The sequence below is a fragment of the Flavobacterium johnsoniae genome, from assembly GCF_001879205.1.
Taxonomy (GTDB): Bacteria; Bacteroidota; Bacteroidia; order Flavobacteriales; family Flavobacteriaceae; genus Flavobacterium; species Flavobacterium johnsoniae_A.
In genome coordinates this window covers 92,339-109,244 of sequence record NZ_MLFK01000006.1, presented here as the reverse complement: position 1 = coordinate 109,244, position 16,906 = coordinate 92,339, and the positions used below count along the sequence as shown (strand labels likewise).

Here is a 16,906-nt window from a genome sequence, read left to right as displayed (position 1 = left end):
ACAAATAATTTGGGCGTGTCCCTCCGGGCCGGGCTATCCGTTGCAAGTCCTCGCACTTCCTTCGTCAGGCTGTGGGCTTTCCACTCCTATCCCTCACGCTAACAAGTTAACAAGAACTTTTATATTATAATTTCTCACAATCTTGTCATTTCGACGGAGGAGACCCGAGCGATAGCGAACAGGCGAAGCAAATCTCCGCAAGAAGCTCGACAAAGATTAGCTTATTAGAACGGAGTTACTTGCGGAGATTTCTCGTTCCTCGAAATGACAAACTATACGGTTACTTTATCTAAAAATTAAATTTCAAACTAAAAAAAATCTGCTCGATCTGCAAAATCTGCGAGAGAAATTTTTTATCCCTTTTTAACTTAAAAACAAAAACTTTGCGTTCTTCGCGTAATTCTTTGCGAACTTTGCGGTTAAATTTAAATCCCTGAAACTGCAAAAATCAACGTTAGAATAAATTCCATTTTCTTTATCTTTACTTTCCAAACTAAATTCAAATGGAATCAAAAAATAACATTCAAAAACAAGCAGTTAGCGCAGGGATTTTTGTGAGTACTTTTTATTCAGTTATTATTTTTTCACAACATTCTTTTGTTAGTCTCTTAACTCAAATCTGTGATTTCGGACGAATTTGGAATCCAATATTTTGGAAAATTCTATTTCCGGTATTTATCATTTTTCTTTTCGGAAAAGCATCAAAAAAATTAAATTTATTATTAAACCAAACAACATATTTTAAAACTTGTTTAAAGTTCTCTATGGAAATAAGTTCAAAAATTATAGTATTTCTTTTTACAATTTATATTGGTGGATTATTAGTTAACGGAATAAATAGCGCATTACACGGACAAATTCAGTCTCAGATTGTTTTCTCTTTGATTATTATTCTTGTTCTGACTTTTCTATTAATGATTTTTACCTTTATAAGCAGTTTAATAATTATAAAACTGAACCAAAACACTCAAAATTTAAATCAAATAAAATGAAAATACTCCTTCTGGGTTCAGGCGAATTAGGCAAAGAATTTGTCATTGCCGCGCAACGAATCGGACAAACCATAATTGCAGTTGATAGTTACGAAAACGCGCCGGCAATGCAGGTTGCACATGGATTTGAAGTCATCAATATGCTTGACGGCGAAGCTTTAGACCGAATCGTAGCCAAACACAAACCCGATTTTATAGTTCCTGAAATAGAAGCCATTCGCACAGAACGTTTTTACGATTACGAAAAACAGGGAATCACAGTGGTTCCATCAGCGAAAGCGGCAAACTTTACCATGAACCGTAAAGCAATACGTGATTTAGCAGCAAAAGAATTAGGTTTAAAAACGGCTAAATACCAATACGCAACATCTGCAGAAGAATTGCAAAAAGCCGTTCAGGAAGTAGGAATTCCATGCGTAGTAAAACCTTTAATGTCGTCATCCGGAAAAGGGCAATCGACTATAAAAACAGAAAGCGACATCGAAAAAGCGTGGCAATATGCTGTTGCAGGTTCGCGTGGTGATGTTATCGAAGTGATTGTAGAAGCTTTTGTAGATTTTCATTCAGAAATTACGCTTTTAACGATTACCCAAAACGGAAATCCAACTTTATTTTGCGCCCCAATAGGCCACCGACAAGAACGAGGTGATTATCAGGAAAGCTGGCAGCCGGCTTTGGTTTCAGAAAAAGATTTGTACGAAGCGCAGGATATGGCCGAAAAAATCACTGAAGCACTTGGAGGAGCAGGTCTTTTTGGTGTTGAATTTTTCCTAACCAGCGAAGGCGTTTATTTCTCTGAACTCTCTCCGCGTCCGCACGATACGGGAATGGTAACTTTGGCCGGAACGCAGAATTTTAACGAATTTGAATTGCATTTACGTGCGATTTTAAGCCTTCCAATTTTCGAAATTACTTTAGAAAAAGCCGGAGCAAGTGCCGTAATTTTAGCATCAGAAGATTCGACAAATCCAACTTTTACCGGAATCGAAAAAGTCGCTTCTTTACCCAAAACCGATTTCAGGATTTTTGGAAAACCAACTTCAAGACCCTACCGCCGAATGGGTGTTGTTTTAGCGAGCGATTCCTTAATAACTCCAATCGAAAAAATAACAGAACGCGCCAAAGAAACGGCCAAATTAATAATTGTAAATTCTTAAGAAATGAAAAAACTTATATTCATGCTTTTCCTGTTTATCGGGATTACAGCGCAAGCACAAAGCAAAAAAGTAATTGACAAACCAACAATTGTAGAAGCCTCTTGCGGAGAATGCCAATTCGGAATGAAAGGTAAAAGCTGTGATTTAGCTGTTCGTATTGACGGAAAAAGCTATTTCGTAGACGGAACAACTATTCACGATCACGGTGACGCGCATGCAGAAAACGGATTTTGCAACTCCATCAGAAAAGCTTCTGTAACGGGAACTATCGAAAAAAATCGTTTTAAAGCAACTTCATTTACCTTAATAGACGAAAAAAAATAATGGCATTAATACTCGAAAACATTGCCAAACATGTTTCTTTGACACTAGAAGAACAGGCACTCTTTTTATCTAAATTAGAAACGAATACTTATAAAGCCAAAACAATTTTATTGAACGCCGGCGAAATCTGCAAACATTCTTATTTTGTTAATTCGGGGATTTTAAGAAGTTTCAACATCAACGATAATATTGTAGAGCATGTACTTTCATTTGCCTGCGAAGGCTGGTGGATGAGCGATATGTACAGTTATTTTTCACAAAAACCCGGACAGCTTTTTATTGAAGTTCTGGAAGAAGCAGAAGTTGTTTCTTTATCTAAAGAAAATCAGGAACAATTGTATCTTGAAATTCCAAAACTGGAGCGTTTTTTCAGGATTTTAATTGAAAACTCTTTAGTTGCCAATCAACAACGATTGATGGACAATTTAAGTTTACCTGCGGAAGAAAGATTCGATAAATTCTGTAAAAAATACGGAACATTGGTTCATAAAGTTCCTCAAAAACAAATCGCTTCTTTCATTGGAGTAACGCCGGAATTTTTCAGCAAAATGAAAGCCAGGCTTTTGAAGAAATAAAATTATTTAGCCACAGAGTGCACGGATTAAAATGTTTTTTTTGCCACGACCCGAGCGATAGCGAATAGGCGAAGCAATTTCACGAATTTTCACAAATTAAAACTCGCGAAATTCGTGGCAGCATTTTTTTTAAATCCTTTTAATCTGTGAAATCTGTGGCAAAAAAAAGAAAAAAAACACGGCCAAAGACCGTGTTTTCGTTTGAATTAAAATTGCTCAACCTCAGTAGAATGTTTCATCGCTGTTATGGTTGATTTTCCTATCATTACCGTATTTTGAACCGCATCAAAATAAGAAGTCCCCACAAAAGCCTGATGTTTTACTGCCCTGAATCCGTTTTTCTGTAAAGCAAATTCACGTTCCTGCAATTCAGAATATCCTGCCATGCCGCGTTCTTTATACGCTTTTGACAATTCAAACATACTGGTATTCAAAGCATGGAATCCTGCCAAAGTAATAAACTGGAATTTATAACCCATTGCTGCCAAATCTTCTCTAAACGTTTCCATTTCGGCAACCGTTAATTTTGCAGCCCAATTGAAAGACGGAGAACAGTTGTAGGCCAGCATTTTATCCGGGAATTCTTTTTTCATAGCCGTCGCAAACTTTCTCGCATAATCCAAATCCGGATTACTGGTTTCCATCCAGATTAAATCCGCGTAAGGCGCATAGCTCAAACCTCTTGCAATTCCCTGCTCGATTCCATTATTTACATAGAAAAAACCTTCAGCTGTTTTTTCGCCTGTTAAAAATTTCCTGTCTCTCGGGTCGGCGTCGCTCGTTAATAAATTGGCTGCATCAGCATCTGTTCTCGCAACGATTAAAGTTGAAACGCCCATAACATCAGAAGCCAAACGTGCTGCAATTAATTTATTGATCGCTTCCTGCGTGGGTACTAAAACCTTTCCGCCCAAGTGCCCGCACTTTTTAGCAGAACTCAGCTGATCTTCAAAATGCACTCCAGAAGCTCCGGCTTCGATCATCGATTTCATTAATTCGAAAGCATTCAGATTTCCGCCAAAGCCTGCTTCGGCATCGGCTACAATCGGAACCAGATAATCTTTTTTATCTTCAATATTATTTACAGTCTGAATCTGATCGGCGCGCAATAAAGCGTTATTAATTTTTTTAACCACCATCGGAACGCTGTTTACAGGATAAAGTGACTGGTCCGGGTACATTTCTCCCGCCAGATTTGCATCGGCCGCAACCTGCCAGCCGCTTAAGTAAATTGCTTCTAAACCCGCATCAACTTCCTGAATCGCCTGATTCCCGGTTAAAGCGCCCAACCCCGCAACATAATCCTGATTTTTTAACTTTCTCCATAATTTTTGCGCTCCCATTTTGGCAATAGAGTGCTCAATTTGATAAGATCCCTGAAGCGTCACTACTTCTGCAGCAGTATAAGGACGTTCAACACCTTTCCATCTCGGGTTCGTTATCCAATCGTTAATCAATTCCTGAATTCTGTCTTCTGTTGTTTTCATAAATAGTTTAGTTAAAGTGGTTAGTAAGTAAATAGTTTTCAGTTCCAGTTTTCAGTTTTCAACTGAGACTATAAATTTTATTCTTTGAGTTTAATTTTTAAACACATAGAGACATAGTTTTTCTTTGTGGTTAAAGGCATTTCATTTGTTTTAAACAATCCCGAAGCTTCGGGACTATGTGTGAAAAAACTAGTTTTTTTTATAAACTTTTTTTAATTGAAACTCAAACCTATGTCTCTATGTGTTTAAAAAAAATATTCTCATTTCATCTGCATGATCTGCATGAAAAATATTTTAATTTTAAATTCTCAACTTTTAATTCTTTATAAATATTTGTAGCAGGGAATAGTCAAAAAGTCAACGAAATCAGAATTTACAACTAATCTTTCCAGTACTTTTTCAGCCAATGGAAATTGTTGTTTTTCATGAATTTCTTCGCCTAATTCCTCTTTTATTTTTCTGAATTCATCTAAAGCCAATTCATGATAATAAGCTAAATCTAGTTTTCGTCCATTATCTAAAACCACTTTATTCTGCAGCCATTGCCACAATTGCGATCTCGAAATTTCGGCGGTTGCAGCGTCTTCCATCAAATTATGCAATGCCGCCGCGCCTTGTCCGTTCAGCCATGAGGCCAGATATAAAACCCCAACATTGATATTTTTTCGAACACCATTTTCGGTTATGATTCCAATTGGTGGTTCAATCAAATCAGCTTCTGTAATTTTGCGATGCTCTCTTTTAATATGAATTTGATTGGGAGTCGGCATTCCTTTATCAAAAATTTCTTTTGCCAGCGAAACCAAATCCGGATGCGCTACCCAGGTTCCGTCGTGGCCGTTTCGAACTTCACGCTCTTTGTCGGTTTTCACTTTCGCGAAAGCGACTGCATTAGCTTCTTCATTATTTCGAATCGGAATCTGCGCTGCCATGCCGCCAATGGCATGAATTCCTCTTTTATGACATCTTTGGATAACCAAATTCGAATATGCATTCATAAAAGGCGAAGTCATGGTTACCTGATCGCGATCTGGAACAATGAATTTTGGATTTTTTCTAAACTTTTTGATGTAAGAAAAAATATAATCCCAGCGTCCGCAGTTTAAGCCAACGATATGTTCTTTTAATTCATATATGATTTCATCCAGCTGAAAACTTGCCGTAATGGTTTCGATTAAAACCGTCACTTTTATAGTGCCTCTTTTCAGTTTCAAATAATCCTCGGCAAAATCAATAACCGTATTCCACCAGCGTGCTTCCAGATAATGTTCTAATTTCGGGATGTAGAAATACGGCCCTGAGTTGTTTTCTAAAAGTCGTTTATGGTTATGAAAAACATACAATCCAAAATCTACCAAAGAACCCGAAACTTCTTTGCCTTCAATTAAAAGATGCTTTTCAGGAAGGTGTAAACCACGCGGGCGTACAATTAACGTTGCCGTTTTTTCATTTAAGTGATATGATTTCTGCTTCACTAAATCGGTAAACGTAATTGTTTTATTTACCGCATCAATTAAATTCAGCTGGCCTTCCATCAAATTTTGCCAGGTTGGCGAAGTGCTGTCTTCAAAATCAGCCATAAAAGTTTTAGCTCCCGAATTCAAAGCATTGATAATCATTTTGCGATCAACCGGTCCGGTAATCTCCACTCTTCGGTCTAATAAATCTTTCGGAATTTCACCAGCCGTCCAATTTCCCTCTCTGATGCTTTTGGTTTCAGGTATAAAAACCGGCATGATTCCCTGATCGAAAGTGACTTGTTTTTGATCGCGCTGCAAAAGCAATAGTTTTCGCTGTGATTCGAATTTTCTATGCAATTCAGTTATAAAAGCAATCGCTTCTTCTGTCCAGATCTTTGGATAACGAAGCTTCTTTTCGGCTAAAAATTCCATTGCCGTTTCGGTAATTTCTAATTGGTTTTTCATAGCTGTGGTTTTTAATTTTCATTAGTCACAATTGAATCGTTTATATATTTTTTTCAAAACAAAACCATAACAAACTGATAACTAATACTTACTACACCACAATATTAGAAAAAAGTTTTTTACAAAACAAGCGAACGTTCGCTAAATATTAAAAATAATTTTTTGGCGATTATTTTTAGAATAACTATATTTGATTCATGGATATCGAAAAAGACTATATAAAGCTGATCTTCGGACTAAAATTGAGACAAGTTCGTACTCAAAAAAACTTGTCACTTTTTGGCTTAGCCAAACTGACCAATCTTTCAAAATCATACTTAAATGAGATCGAAAAGGGAAAAAAATATCCAAAAACAGATAAGATTTTACTTTTATGCGAACATTTGGACGTGACTTACGACCAAATGGTGTCCTTAAAACTCGATAACAACCTCGCTCCTATTGGCGAAATCTTAAAATCTGGAATTTTAAAAGAGATTCCGCTTGAACTTTTCGGAATTCAGGAAGCTGATTTAATTGACATTATTGCGAATGCTCCAGCCAAAGTCAACGCTTTTATTAGCACGATTATTGAAATTGCACAGCATTATAACTTAAGCCGTGAAAGTTTCTTTTTAGCTGCTTTACGATCGTATCAGGAAGCGCACAGTAATTATTTTGAAGATTTAGAAGAAAAAGTAATTGCATTTTCGAAGTCGTTTCAGATTAATTTGGATTCAAAAATTACTATTGAAGAGTTAGAAGCAATTCTAAAAGAAGAATACGAATACAGCATTAAAGAAATTGTTTTTACAGATCAGGAAGCTTTGGGCGATTTGCGTTCGATTTATGTTCCGAAAAGCAGAACTTTATTGCTGTCAACAGAACTCGACGCTCCACAGAAAGCTTTTATTTTAGCCAAGGAAATTGCCTATAATTATTTAAAAATATCCGATCGTCTGCTGACTTTCAGCTGGATTAAGTTTGAAAATTTCGATCAGGTTCTGCATAATTTTTACGCTTCGTATTTTGCCGGCGCTTTATTACTACCCAGAAAATTACTGGTAGATAAAATCAATTCCTTTTTAGAAAATGAAAATCCAAAACCGGAAGAATTTGTTGCACTAATAGAAAGTTTCGAAGTTTCACCAGAATCTTTTTACCAGCGATTAACCAATTTATTACCGAAAGATTTTCAGCTGAAGAACCTATTTTTTCTAAGATTATCGCATCGCGTAGGTTCTGATGTTTATCAAATTAATAAAGAACTGCACATTACACATCAGCAGGAACCACATGCCAATGAGACCAACGAACATTATTGCAGAAGATGGGTTTCGGTTAAAACAATAGACGAAGCCATCAGACAAAATAAATCTCATTTTTTTGATGCGCAGATTTCCAGCTATGCCAATAGTGGTAACGAGTATCTGGTTTTTTCATCGGCTACAAAAGATCCTTTCGCAGATAATTATATTAGAAGTATTTCTGTCGGCATCCTGATAAATCCGACAATGAAAAAGAAATTCAAATTTATCGAAGGAAAACCTTTAGTGAAAAGAATTGTAGGTGTTACCTGCGAGACTTGCGCGGTAAAAGATTGCTTGGAAAGAGCCGCGCCTCCGATTGCTTTAGAAAGAAAGAAACGTCATGAAAACACAGATGCAGTGGTGCAGCAGTTTATTAATCAATATAGTTAGAACGTTATGAAATATTTTGCTTTACTAATAGCGCTGTTTCTTATTAGCTTTAATCAGAAAACAGAAAAACTTACCGGCCGCTACAATTATTTAATTGAAGATGACAATTCCTATATTCAAAAAGATAAAATTACTTTTAAGGATAGCGTTTTTGTTTTTGACAATAAGTATATGCCAAAAGGAAAAATCTCTTATGGCAATGTAATTCTATTGGACAATCTCATTAATACTGATTTAATTCTAAGTATTCGAAAAGATCAAATCAAAAAAGACACTATTCAATTTTATATACACAATAAAAATGGCGGAGGAAATTATCTTGACATTTCAGAGGGGAGAGGAAAATTGATTAAAATCAAATAATAGGAGTTTTTTTTTAATCTCGCAAAAACGCGAAGTAGCAAACTTTTACTTCATTTTGAATATAATTACCTAAACATATCTTCTCGCAATCTTGTCATCTCGACAACCTATGTGTTATATGCACTACTGTGTGCCTCTACCTTAAAACCTTTGAACTTCTACAACTTTGAACCTTTGCACCTTACAACTTCAGAACCTCAAAAACTTTTCTTAATCTAGGTTAAGTGCTTTTCCTTGACATCGACGGTATCTTTGTACTATAAAATTAACAAAACATACAAAATCATGGAAAATATAGTATTGCACAAAGCAGACACAAGAGGAAACGCAAATCACGGATGGTTAAACGCTTATCACAGCTTTAGTTTTGCGAGCTGGTACAATCCGGAAAGAATTCAGTTTGGGGCACTTCGTGTTTTAAACGATGATACAATTGCAGGCGGAATGGGTTTTGGAACGCATCCACACGATAATATGGAAATTATTACGATTCCGCTTGAAGGAGATTTAGCTCATAAAGACAGTATGGGTAATACTGAAATCATTAAACATGGTGACATTCAGGTGATGAGTGCCGGAACTGGTGTGCAGCACAGTGAGTTTAACCCAAACGCAGATCAGCAGACTAAATTGTTACAAATCTGGTTGTTCCCAAACAAAAGAAATGTTACACCGCGTTACCAGCAAATTACACTGAATGTAGCTGACAGACATAATAAACTAGCACAGGTTTTATCTCCAAATGCAGATGATGAAGGCGTTTGGATTCACCAGGACGCTTGGTTTAATATGGGGAATTTTGATGCCGGAATCGCAACAGAATATAAAATCAAAAAAGAAGGAAACGGAGTTTACGCTTTTGTTTTAAAAGGAAACGTAACCATCAACGGTCAGGAATTAAACACTCGTGATGCTGTTGGAATTTCAGGAACTGACACTTTAACTATCAAAGCAAACTCAGATGCTGAATTTTTATTGATGGATATTCCGATGAACTATTAATTCGACAGCAATTTTTCAAACAGCAAACAAAACAAACGGACAATCAAAAGTTATTCATTTTATTTCTTAATCTAGGTTAAGTGCTTCAGGATAACTGTCATCGTAACTTTGTCCTATCAAAATGAAATTAATTATTTAAAAAATAAAAATTATGGCAACTACAAAATGGTCAATTGACCCAACACATTCAGAAATTGGTTTTAAAGTTAAACACATGATGTTTACAAATGTTTCCGGAAAATTCGGAACATACGACGCAACAATTACTACAGAAGGAGACAACTTTGAAAATGCAGCAATTGAATTTTCTGCTGATATTGCTTCTGTCGATACTGCAAATGCAGACAGAGACGGACATTTAAGAAGCGGTGACTTTTTTGATGCTGAGAATCATCCAAAATTAACTTTCAAAGCTTCATCTTTCAAAAAAATTAATGAGGGAAGCTACGAAATTACTGGAGATTTAAACATTAAAGGTGTTTCTAAAAGCGTAACTTTTCCTGTAGAATACAGCGGCATCTTAACTGATCCTTGGGGAAATACAAAAGTAGGTTTAAGCATAGAAGGAAAAATTAATCGTAAAGATTGGGGTTTAAACTGGAATTCAGCTCTTGAAACAGGGGGTGTTTTAGTAGGCGAAGAAGTTCGTTTAAACATTGAATTACAATTTGTAAAACAAGCCTAATCAGGTTTTAGATTTAATTGGTTGGTTATGAAATCCTGTACTTTTTAGTACAGGATTTTGCTTTTAGGAGCGGCTTCAACTTCGCTCCGCCCGATATGCGATATCATTATGAATGCAACTGTCAGGCTGAGCGAAGCCGAAACCCTTTATTTTACATTTCTAAATTCTGTTGGCGACATTCCGGTTTGTTTTTTGAAGAAACGGGAGAAATACGAGTAATCTTCGTAGCCTACCTTAAATGCGACTTCGCTTACTGCTAATTGCTTATCGATCAACATTCGTTTTATTTCGAGGATTACACGATCTGTAATCACTTCTGTGGCCGTTTTTTGAAGAATTTCATTGCAGATTCTGTTTAAATGCTTCAGCGTAATACTTAATTTTTCAGCATAAAAAGACGGCAGTTTTTCAGTCCTGAAATATTCCTCTAAAAGCGATTCAAACTTATTGATCTTAATGTTATACGAATGTGTCTGATGCGAATAAGTTTCACTGTATTTACGAGCAATCTCAATATGAATGCAGTCTAATAAATTCAACATTTTATCCAGCTGATACCGATTGCTTTGATTGTTTTCCTGAATCAGCAAATCAAAGTAAGGCAGGATTTTAGGAATTTCTTTTTGCTCGAAAACCATCTCCGGTCTGTTATGAATAGAATGATAGAAATTATATTCGTTAATATTTTTTTGTCCAAAATACAAATTATACAATTCCTGTGAAAAAATAATCACAAATCCCTCAACATCTTCAGACAAACTCCAGTGATGCATCTGTCCTGGCTGGAGCACAAACAAACTTCCTCTTTTAATTTCGAATTGATCAAAATCAACTTCATGCAGTCCGGAACCTTTCGTAAAAAATACCATCAAATAAGAATCATGACGATGTGGTTCTTCGACAAAACTGTGATTTTTTAAATGCTCTTTAAAGGTATTTACATAAAAATCACGATGGATATCATTACAGCTAAAATTCCGAACACTATAAATTGGATATTTCTTCATAACAAATGTCTTTATTGTGCTATAAGTAGCGAAGATACTAAAAAGACTTTTATACAACACTGAATTACCTTTGTGTAAATAAAAAACAACAAGATCATGTCAAGTGCATTAACTCATATTTTAAGCAACGAATGTCCTATTTGTCATAAAGGAAAAGTATTTACAGACAAAAATATTTTTCTGACTTTCGGCCTTCCAAAAATGAATGAATACTGCAGTCATTGTAATTACAAGTTTCAAAAAGAACCTGGTTATTTCTTTGGTGCCATGTATGTAAACTACGGATTAACAGTTGCTCAGGGAATTGCAACTTATTGTATTGCACAGTTTTTCTTTGAGAAAAATTTCGATTTGAGAATCATCCCAATCATTGCAGTTGTCATTACTTTACTTACTTCATTCAACCTCCGATTTTCAAGATTAGCATGGATTTACATGTTTAAGGATTATACGAAATAAAAAAATACTATTTTTGCCTTTCTATTGAAACTAGTTTTCAATTCCAAAAAAAATAAAAATTAAATTAGACAAATGAAAGCATACGTATTTCCAGGTCAGGGCGCACAGTTTACAGGAATGGGCAAAGACTTATATGAAAACTCGGCTTTAGCCAAAGAATTATTCGAAAAAGCTAATGAAATCTTAGGTTTTAGAATTACAGATATTATGTTTGAAGGCACAGCCGAAGAACTAAAAGAAACTAAAGTTACGCAGCCGGCTGTATTTTTACACTCGGTTATTTTAGCGAAAACTCTAGGTGATGATTTTAAACCAGAAATGGTTGCAGGACATTCTTTAGGAGAATTTTCAGCATTGGTTGCCAACGGGACTTTATCTTTTGAAGATGGTTTAAAATTAGTTTCTCAACGTGCTCTTGCTATGCAGAAAGCCTGCGAAATTACTCCATCTACAATGGCAGCTGTTTTAGGTTTAGCCGATAATATTGTAGAAGAAGTTTGTGCTTCTATTGACGGAATCGTAGTTGCTGCAAATTATAACTGCCCAGGGCAATTAGTTATTTCAGGAGAAACTTCAGCAGTTGAAAAGGCATGTGAAGCCATGAAAGCTGCAGGAGCAAAACGCGCCTTGATTTTACCTGTTGGAGGAGCATTTCACTCACCAATGATGGAACCAGCAAGAGAAGAATTAGCAGCTGCAATTGAAGCAACAACTTTCTCTACTCCTATCTGCCCAGTTTACCAAAACGTAACGGCAAATGCGGTTTCTGATGCAAACGAAATTAAAAAGAACTTAATCATTCAATTGACTGCTCCGGTAAAATGGACACAATCTGTACAGCAAATGATCGCTGACGGTGCTACTTTGTTTACTGAAGTCGGCCCAGGAAAAGTATTAGCAGGTTTGATTAATAAAATTGATAAAGAAGCGGTTACGGCGAATGCTTAAATTTTAAGTGTTCAGTCGCAGTAGCAGTTTTCAGTTATTATCGATATTAAATGAAAAATCCCAAATGACAATCATTTGGGATTTTTTATATTTAGTTTTTAGACTGAAAACTGTCACCGAGACCGAAAACTAAGAACGAACTTTTTGTTCCCATTTCCAGGCGCTTGCCATTGCTTCATCTAAGCTTAATTCTGCTTTCCAGCCAAGAACATTATTAGCTTTATGTGTGTTGGCGTAAGCTTCGGTAATATCTCCTTCGCGACGCGGCTTAATTACGTATGACAATTTCTTATCGCTTACTTTCTCAAAACTGTGAATTACTTCCAAAACAGAACTTCCTTTTCCGGTTCCTAAATTAAAGGTTTCTACTTTTGCTAAATTCTTTTTATTCAATAAACGCTGCAATGCAATAACGTGTGCTTTTGCCAAATCGACAACGTGAATATAATCACGAATTGCAGTTCCGTCCGGTGTTGGGTAATCATCTCCAAAAACTGATAATTCTTTACGCAATCCTACTCCGGTTTGCGTAATAAAAGGAACCAAATTTTGTGGAACTCCCAACGGCAATTCTCCAATTTCATTTGAAGCATGTGCCCCAACCGGATTAAAATAACGCAATAACACAGCATTAATACTCGTTACTTTAGCGGTATCTGTAATAATTTCTTCTCCAATCTGTTTTGTATTTCCATAAGGAGACATGGCAGTTTGAACGGGAGCATCTTCTGTAATTGGCATTTTCTCTGCCTGACCGTACACTGTACAAGACGAACTAAAAATAAAACTTGCCTCAGGTTTTTGCTGTAATTCCTGTAAAAGGTAAACTAAAGTACTAATGTTGTTTTCATAATACAACAACGGATTTTCGACACTTTCTCCAACCGCTTTTGAAGCTGCAAAATGAATCACCCCAGTAACATCATTATATTTTTTAAAGAAATCCTGAACGGCACTTTTTTCTCTTAAATCAATTTTTTCGAATAAAGGCGTTTTCCCCGTAATGGCTGTAATTCCTTTTAAAACATCTTCTGAAGAATTTGAAAGATTATCGATGATCACTACCTCAAAGCCTTCATTTTGCAATTCGACTACGGTGTGAGAACCAATAAATCCTAATCCTCCGGTTACTAATACTTTCATTTTTTGGTTGTTTTTGTTGTGTTGTTTAGTTTAAGCTTTTTTTATTTATTCAAAAATTCTAAAACAGAATCGGTAATAAATTTAATTTGTTCATCGTCAAGCTCAGTATGCATTGGCAAAGCAATTACTTCCTGCACTAACTGATTGGTAACAGGAAATTGTTCTTCTTTATAACGAGAATCCAAATATGCTTTTTGAGAATGCAGCGGAATTGGGTAATAAATCGCACACGGAATTCCTTTATCTAATAAATGCTGCATCAAAGCATTTCTGTCGGCATCTATAATTCTCAATACATATTGATGAAAAACGTGATCATTTTCGTTTACATCAAAATCAGGTGTAACAATGTGTGCATTTCCAGCAAAAGCCGCATTGTATTTTGTTGCTGCTAAACGACGTGCTTTATTATATTCATCTAACAAAGGTAGTTTTGCATTTAAAACACCAGCCTGAATACTATCTAATCGAGAATTTACTCCTACTACATCGTGGTGGTAACGCTCGTACATTCCGTGATTTACAATGCCGCGGATGATGTGCGCTAATTTATCATCATTTGTAAAAATTGCTCCTCCATCTCCATAACAGCCTAGATTTTTTGAAGGGAAAAATGAAGTTGCGGCAACGTGACCAATAACGCCAACTTTGCTTTTTGTTCCTGATTTCGAAATATAATCAGCACCAATAGCTTGTGCGTTATCTTCAATTACATATAAATTATGCTCAGCTGCAATTTCCATAATAGCATCCATATTCGCAGCACGCCCAAATAAGTGTACCGGCACAATTGCTTTTGTCTTTGGCGTAATTGCTTTTTTAACCGCTTCGATATCAATATTCATGTTTACCATATCAACATCTACTAAAACAGGCGTTAACTGCAATAATGCAATAACTTCCACAGTAGCCGCAAAAGTAAAATCGGCAGTGATAACCTCGTCGCCTGGTTTTAAATCTAGTCCCATCATGGCAATCTGAAGCGCATCGGTTCCATTAGCACATGGAATCACGTGTTTTGCCCCCAAATAATCTTCAAGATTTTTTTGAAATTGATGAACCAATGGTCCGTTAATATAAGTATTTGTATCTAAAACCTCTTGAATTGATGCATCAACAGTCGCTTTTATTTTTTCATATTGACTTTTTAAGTCAACCATTTGTATTTTTTTCATTTTGAATATTTATTTAAAAAAAGACCTGATTTTTAAACAGAATCTCTAAAAGGAGGAACAAAAATAGTTATTTAATACCTTCAAACCAATGAAAATAATGGAAAGAAACGTAATTTAGCCACAAAAATTAACACATGCTTTTTTTATATAATTTAGTCATTTCTATCGCAGGATTTTTTCTTAGAATTATAGCTTTATTTAGTCCGAAAATTAAGCTTTTCGTTGATGGGCGAAAAAATGTTTTTGCTATTCTTGAAGAAAAAATAAAACCCAATGACAAAACCATTTGGTTTCACTCCGCATCACTAGGCGAATACGAACAAGGACTTCCTGTTATCGAAAAAATCAAAGAAAAATATCCTTCACACAAAATTATTGTCACCTTTTTTTCCCCTTCCGGATACGAAGTGCGTAAAAATAACACAGTTGCCGACGTTACCGCTTACCTCCCTTTAGACACCAAAAGCAATGCAAAACGTTTCTTAAAACTCGTTCATCCCGAATTTGCTTTTTTTATTAAATATGAATTTTGGCTTAATTACTTAAAAGAGCTGGAAATAAGCAAAACCCCAACTTATTTAATTTCGGGGATTTTTAGAGACAGCCAGATGTTCTTTAAATGGTATGGCGGATTTTACAGAAACGCATTAAACGCTTTTACTTATTTTTTTGTTCAGAATGAAAGTTCAAAACAAAAAATTGAAGCAATTGGATTTAAGAATGTAATTGTTTCCGGCGATACCCGTTTTGATCGTGTAAACACCATTTTAGAACGAGACAATACACTTGATTACATTGAGAATTTCAAAAACGATCAGCCCGTTGTTGTTATGGGAAGCTCCTGGCCAAAAGACGAGGCTTTATTAATTGAATACATTAATCAGGCGCCGGAAAATGTAAAATTCATAATTGCACCACATAATATTAAAGCCGATCAAATTTTAAGTCTTAAATCGCAAATTACAAAATCGACTGTTTTATTTTCTGAAAAAGAAAATCAGGTTTTATCAAATTATAATGTGTTCATCATTGATACCATTGGAATTTTGACCAAAATTTACAGTTACGGAACCATTGCATACGTTGGGGGCGGATTTGGAAGCCCAGGAATCCATAATATACTGGAGCCGGCCACGTTTGGAATTCCAATTGTTATTGGACCTAATTATTCCAATTTTGCCGAAGCTGTTTCATTAGTTAATCTTGGAGGCTGCATACCCATATCTAATACAAATGAATTAAAAGATATTTTCGACAAGCTCCTTACGGATGAAAACTTTTTAAGAGAGAAAAGCGAAATCTGCAGATCATTTATTCAGGATAATAAAGGTGCAACAGATACGATTATGAGAATTGTCTCTTAAAAACAACTCTTAAAATGCTTTTTACTGAGTAATATTTTACCAAAACCTCTTAAAGCAGCCTTTTTTTGATTGTTTAAGATTATTCAATAATCCTTAAAATACAAAACAAACTGCAATACAGACAAGCAAAACAGCCAATTCTACCATATAATATTCAACAAAAAATTATTTACACGAAATATAAAACAATTTAAGATAATTTTATATTTTTGGCATATTCTTTGATAAATAAGATAATCGTGAGCAAGGAAAATATTTTAAAAAAAAAGTGAAAAAATATTTTACATATTAAAAAATTTATATCTTTGCCACGAATTAATAATTAACCTTTTATAATAAAGTAAGATGAAAAAAGTATTTTTAAGTTTAGCTGTTGTTGCTGTTTTAACTGTTGTATCTTGTAAAAAAGCTGACGCTGCAGCTACTGAAACTGTAGATTCTACTGCTGTTGCTGTTGATTCTGCTGCTACTGTAGTTGATTCTGCTGCTGCAACTGTTGATTCTGCTGCTGCTAAAGTTGATTCTGCTGCTGCAAAAGTAGAAGATGCTGCTAAAGAAGTAAAAAAATAATTAGAACTTAAATTCTAAAGATTTTAAAACCATCGAAATCGATGGTTTTTT

The 16,906-nt window shown here is 35.3% G+C and carries 16 protein-coding genes; 11 read left to right on the top strand and 5 right to left on the bottom strand.

From position 1 onward, the window contains the following. The first annotated feature begins 844 nt into the window (after positions 1-844). The 3 genes from purT to BKM63_RS09710 are packed head-to-tail and all read left to right on the top strand — an operon-like array spanning position 845 to position 3,048. Positions 845-2,149 carry a formate-dependent phosphoribosylglycinamide formyltransferase gene (purT, locus tag BKM63_RS09720; RefSeq protein WP_431733022.1) on the top strand — a complete coding sequence of 435 codons (1,305 nt, stop codon included), beginning with the start codon at positions 845-847 and terminating at the stop codon, positions 2,147-2,149. Between the two features lie 3 nt (positions 2,150-2,152). Next, complete coding sequence (locus BKM63_RS09715) at positions 2,153-2,473, top strand: DUF6370 family protein (protein WP_071636418.1); 321 nt, start codon at positions 2,153-2,155, stop codon at positions 2,471-2,473. Further along, positions 2,473-3,048, top strand: coding sequence for a Crp/Fnr family transcriptional regulator (locus BKM63_RS09710; protein WP_071636417.1), 576 nt, complete (start codon positions 2,473-2,475; stop codon positions 3,046-3,048). Before BKM63_RS09715 ends, BKM63_RS09710 begins: the two co-directional genes overlap by 1 nt. A gap of 206 nt (positions 3,049-3,254) precedes the next feature. Here BKM63_RS09710 and aceA read toward each other — a convergent pair whose 3' ends face one another. After that, a complete protein-coding gene (aceA, locus tag BKM63_RS09705) occupies positions 3,255-4,535 on the bottom strand; it encodes an isocitrate lyase (RefSeq protein WP_071636416.1) in 1,281 nt (426 codons plus the stop codon). 323 nt (positions 4,536-4,858) lie between these two features. Then, complete coding sequence (gene aceB / locus BKM63_RS09700) at positions 4,859-6,460, bottom strand: malate synthase A (RefSeq protein ID WP_071636415.1); 1,602 nt, start codon at positions 6,458-6,460, stop codon at positions 4,859-4,861. Positions 6,461-6,657: 197 nt separating this feature from the next. On the opposite strand from aceB, the gene BKM63_RS09695 reads away from it, so the two are divergent. From BKM63_RS09695 to BKM63_RS09680, 4 genes are all read left to right on the top strand, one after another. Continuing rightward, positions 6,658-8,139, top strand: a complete 1,482-nt coding sequence (locus BKM63_RS09695; protein ID WP_071636414.1) for a helix-turn-helix domain-containing protein — start codon at positions 6,658-6,660, stop codon at positions 8,137-8,139. A 6-nt stretch (positions 8,140-8,145) separates the two neighbouring features. Further along, positions 8,146-8,502 (top strand): hypothetical protein, encoded by a 357-nt coding sequence (locus BKM63_RS09690; RefSeq protein ID WP_071636413.1) that lies wholly within the window; start codon positions 8,146-8,148, stop codon positions 8,500-8,502. Between the two features lie 285 nt (positions 8,503-8,787). Continuing rightward, the gene (locus BKM63_RS09685) at positions 8,788-9,504 is read left to right on the top strand and encodes a pirin family protein (protein ID WP_071636412.1); all 717 of its coding nucleotides are present in this window, start codon (positions 8,788-8,790) and stop codon (positions 9,502-9,504) included. Between the two features lie 151 nt (positions 9,505-9,655). After that, positions 9,656-10,189, top strand: a complete 534-nt coding sequence (locus BKM63_RS09680) for a YceI family protein (RefSeq protein ID WP_071636411.1) — start codon at positions 9,656-9,658, stop codon at positions 10,187-10,189. A 146-nt stretch (positions 10,190-10,335) separates the two neighbouring features. On the opposite strand, the gene BKM63_RS09675 is transcribed toward BKM63_RS09680, so the two are convergent. Then, on the bottom strand, positions 10,336-11,196 hold the full coding sequence (locus BKM63_RS09675; protein ID WP_071636410.1) for a helix-turn-helix domain-containing protein: 861 nt from the start codon (positions 11,194-11,196) through the stop codon (positions 10,336-10,338). A 96-nt stretch (positions 11,197-11,292) separates the two neighbouring features. On the opposite strand from BKM63_RS09675, the gene BKM63_RS09670 reads away from it, so the two are divergent. Beyond that, positions 11,293-11,655: a DUF983 domain-containing protein gene (locus BKM63_RS09670; RefSeq protein WP_071636409.1), complete on the top strand. Its 363-nt coding sequence runs from the start codon at positions 11,293-11,295 to the stop codon at positions 11,653-11,655. A gap of 72 nt (positions 11,656-11,727) precedes the next feature. Beyond that, entirely contained in the window at positions 11,728-12,603 is an 876-nt protein-coding gene (fabD, locus tag BKM63_RS09665) for an ACP S-malonyltransferase (RefSeq protein WP_071636408.1), read from the top strand. A gap of 129 nt (positions 12,604-12,732) precedes the next feature. On the opposite strand, the gene galE is transcribed toward fabD, so the two are convergent. After that, positions 12,733-13,746: a UDP-glucose 4-epimerase GalE gene (gene galE, locus BKM63_RS09660; protein ID WP_071636407.1), complete on the bottom strand. Its 1,014-nt coding sequence runs from the start codon at positions 13,744-13,746 to the stop codon at positions 12,733-12,735. A gap of 41 nt (positions 13,747-13,787) precedes the next feature. Beyond that, positions 13,788-14,921, bottom strand: coding sequence for a DegT/DnrJ/EryC1/StrS family aminotransferase (locus BKM63_RS09655; protein ID WP_071636406.1), 1,134 nt, complete (start codon positions 14,919-14,921; stop codon positions 13,788-13,790). Positions 14,922-15,055: 134 nt separating this feature from the next. Here BKM63_RS09655 and BKM63_RS09650 point away from each other — a divergent pair, with 134 nt between their 5' ends. Both BKM63_RS09650 and BKM63_RS09645 read left to right on the top strand, forming a co-directional pair. Continuing rightward, positions 15,056-16,285: a 3-deoxy-D-manno-octulosonic acid transferase gene (locus tag BKM63_RS09650; RefSeq protein ID WP_071636405.1), complete on the top strand. Its 1,230-nt coding sequence runs from the start codon at positions 15,056-15,058 to the stop codon at positions 16,283-16,285. A gap of 345 nt (positions 16,286-16,630) precedes the next feature. After that, positions 16,631-16,855, top strand: a complete 225-nt coding sequence (locus tag BKM63_RS09645; protein WP_012023801.1) for a PG1828 family lipoprotein — start codon at positions 16,631-16,633, stop codon at positions 16,853-16,855. The last annotated feature ends 51 nt before the right edge of the window (positions 16,856-16,906 follow it).

Coding starts and splice junctions, on each gene's coding strand:
- BKM63_RS09715 (WP_071636418.1), top strand. CDS start 2,153: ATGAAAAAACTTATATTCATGCTTTTCCTGTTTATCGGGATTACAGCG.
- BKM63_RS09710 (WP_071636417.1), top strand. CDS start 2,473: ATGGCATTAATACTCGAAAACATTGCCAAACATGTTTCTTTGACACTA.
- aceA (WP_071636416.1), bottom strand. CDS start 4,535: ATGAAAACAACAGAAGACAGAATTCAGGAATTGATTAACGATTGGATA.
- aceB (WP_071636415.1), bottom strand. CDS start 6,460: ATGAAAAACCAATTAGAAATTACCGAAACGGCAATGGAATTTTTAGCC.
- BKM63_RS09695 (WP_071636414.1), top strand. CDS start 6,658: ATGGATATCGAAAAAGACTATATAAAGCTGATCTTCGGACTAAAATTG.
- BKM63_RS09690 (WP_071636413.1), top strand. CDS start 8,146: ATGAAATATTTTGCTTTACTAATAGCGCTGTTTCTTATTAGCTTTAAT.
- BKM63_RS09685 (WP_071636412.1), top strand. CDS start 8,788: ATGGAAAATATAGTATTGCACAAAGCAGACACAAGAGGAAACGCAAAT.
- BKM63_RS09680 (WP_071636411.1), top strand. CDS start 9,656: ATGGCAACTACAAAATGGTCAATTGACCCAACACATTCAGAAATTGGT.
- BKM63_RS09675 (WP_071636410.1), bottom strand. CDS start 11,196: ATGAAGAAATATCCAATTTATAGTGTTCGGAATTTTAGCTGTAATGAT.
- BKM63_RS09670 (WP_071636409.1), top strand. CDS start 11,293: ATGTCAAGTGCATTAACTCATATTTTAAGCAACGAATGTCCTATTTGT.
- fabD (WP_071636408.1), top strand. CDS start 11,728: ATGAAAGCATACGTATTTCCAGGTCAGGGCGCACAGTTTACAGGAATG.
- galE (WP_071636407.1), bottom strand. CDS start 13,746: ATGAAAGTATTAGTAACCGGAGGATTAGGATTTATTGGTTCTCACACC.
- BKM63_RS09655 (WP_071636406.1), bottom strand. CDS start 14,921: ATGAAAAAAATACAAATGGTTGACTTAAAAAGTCAATATGAAAAAATA.
- BKM63_RS09650 (WP_071636405.1), top strand. CDS start 15,056: ATGCTTTTTTTATATAATTTAGTCATTTCTATCGCAGGATTTTTTCTT.
- BKM63_RS09645 (WP_012023801.1), top strand. CDS start 16,631: ATGAAAAAAGTATTTTTAAGTTTAGCTGTTGTTGCTGTTTTAACTGTT.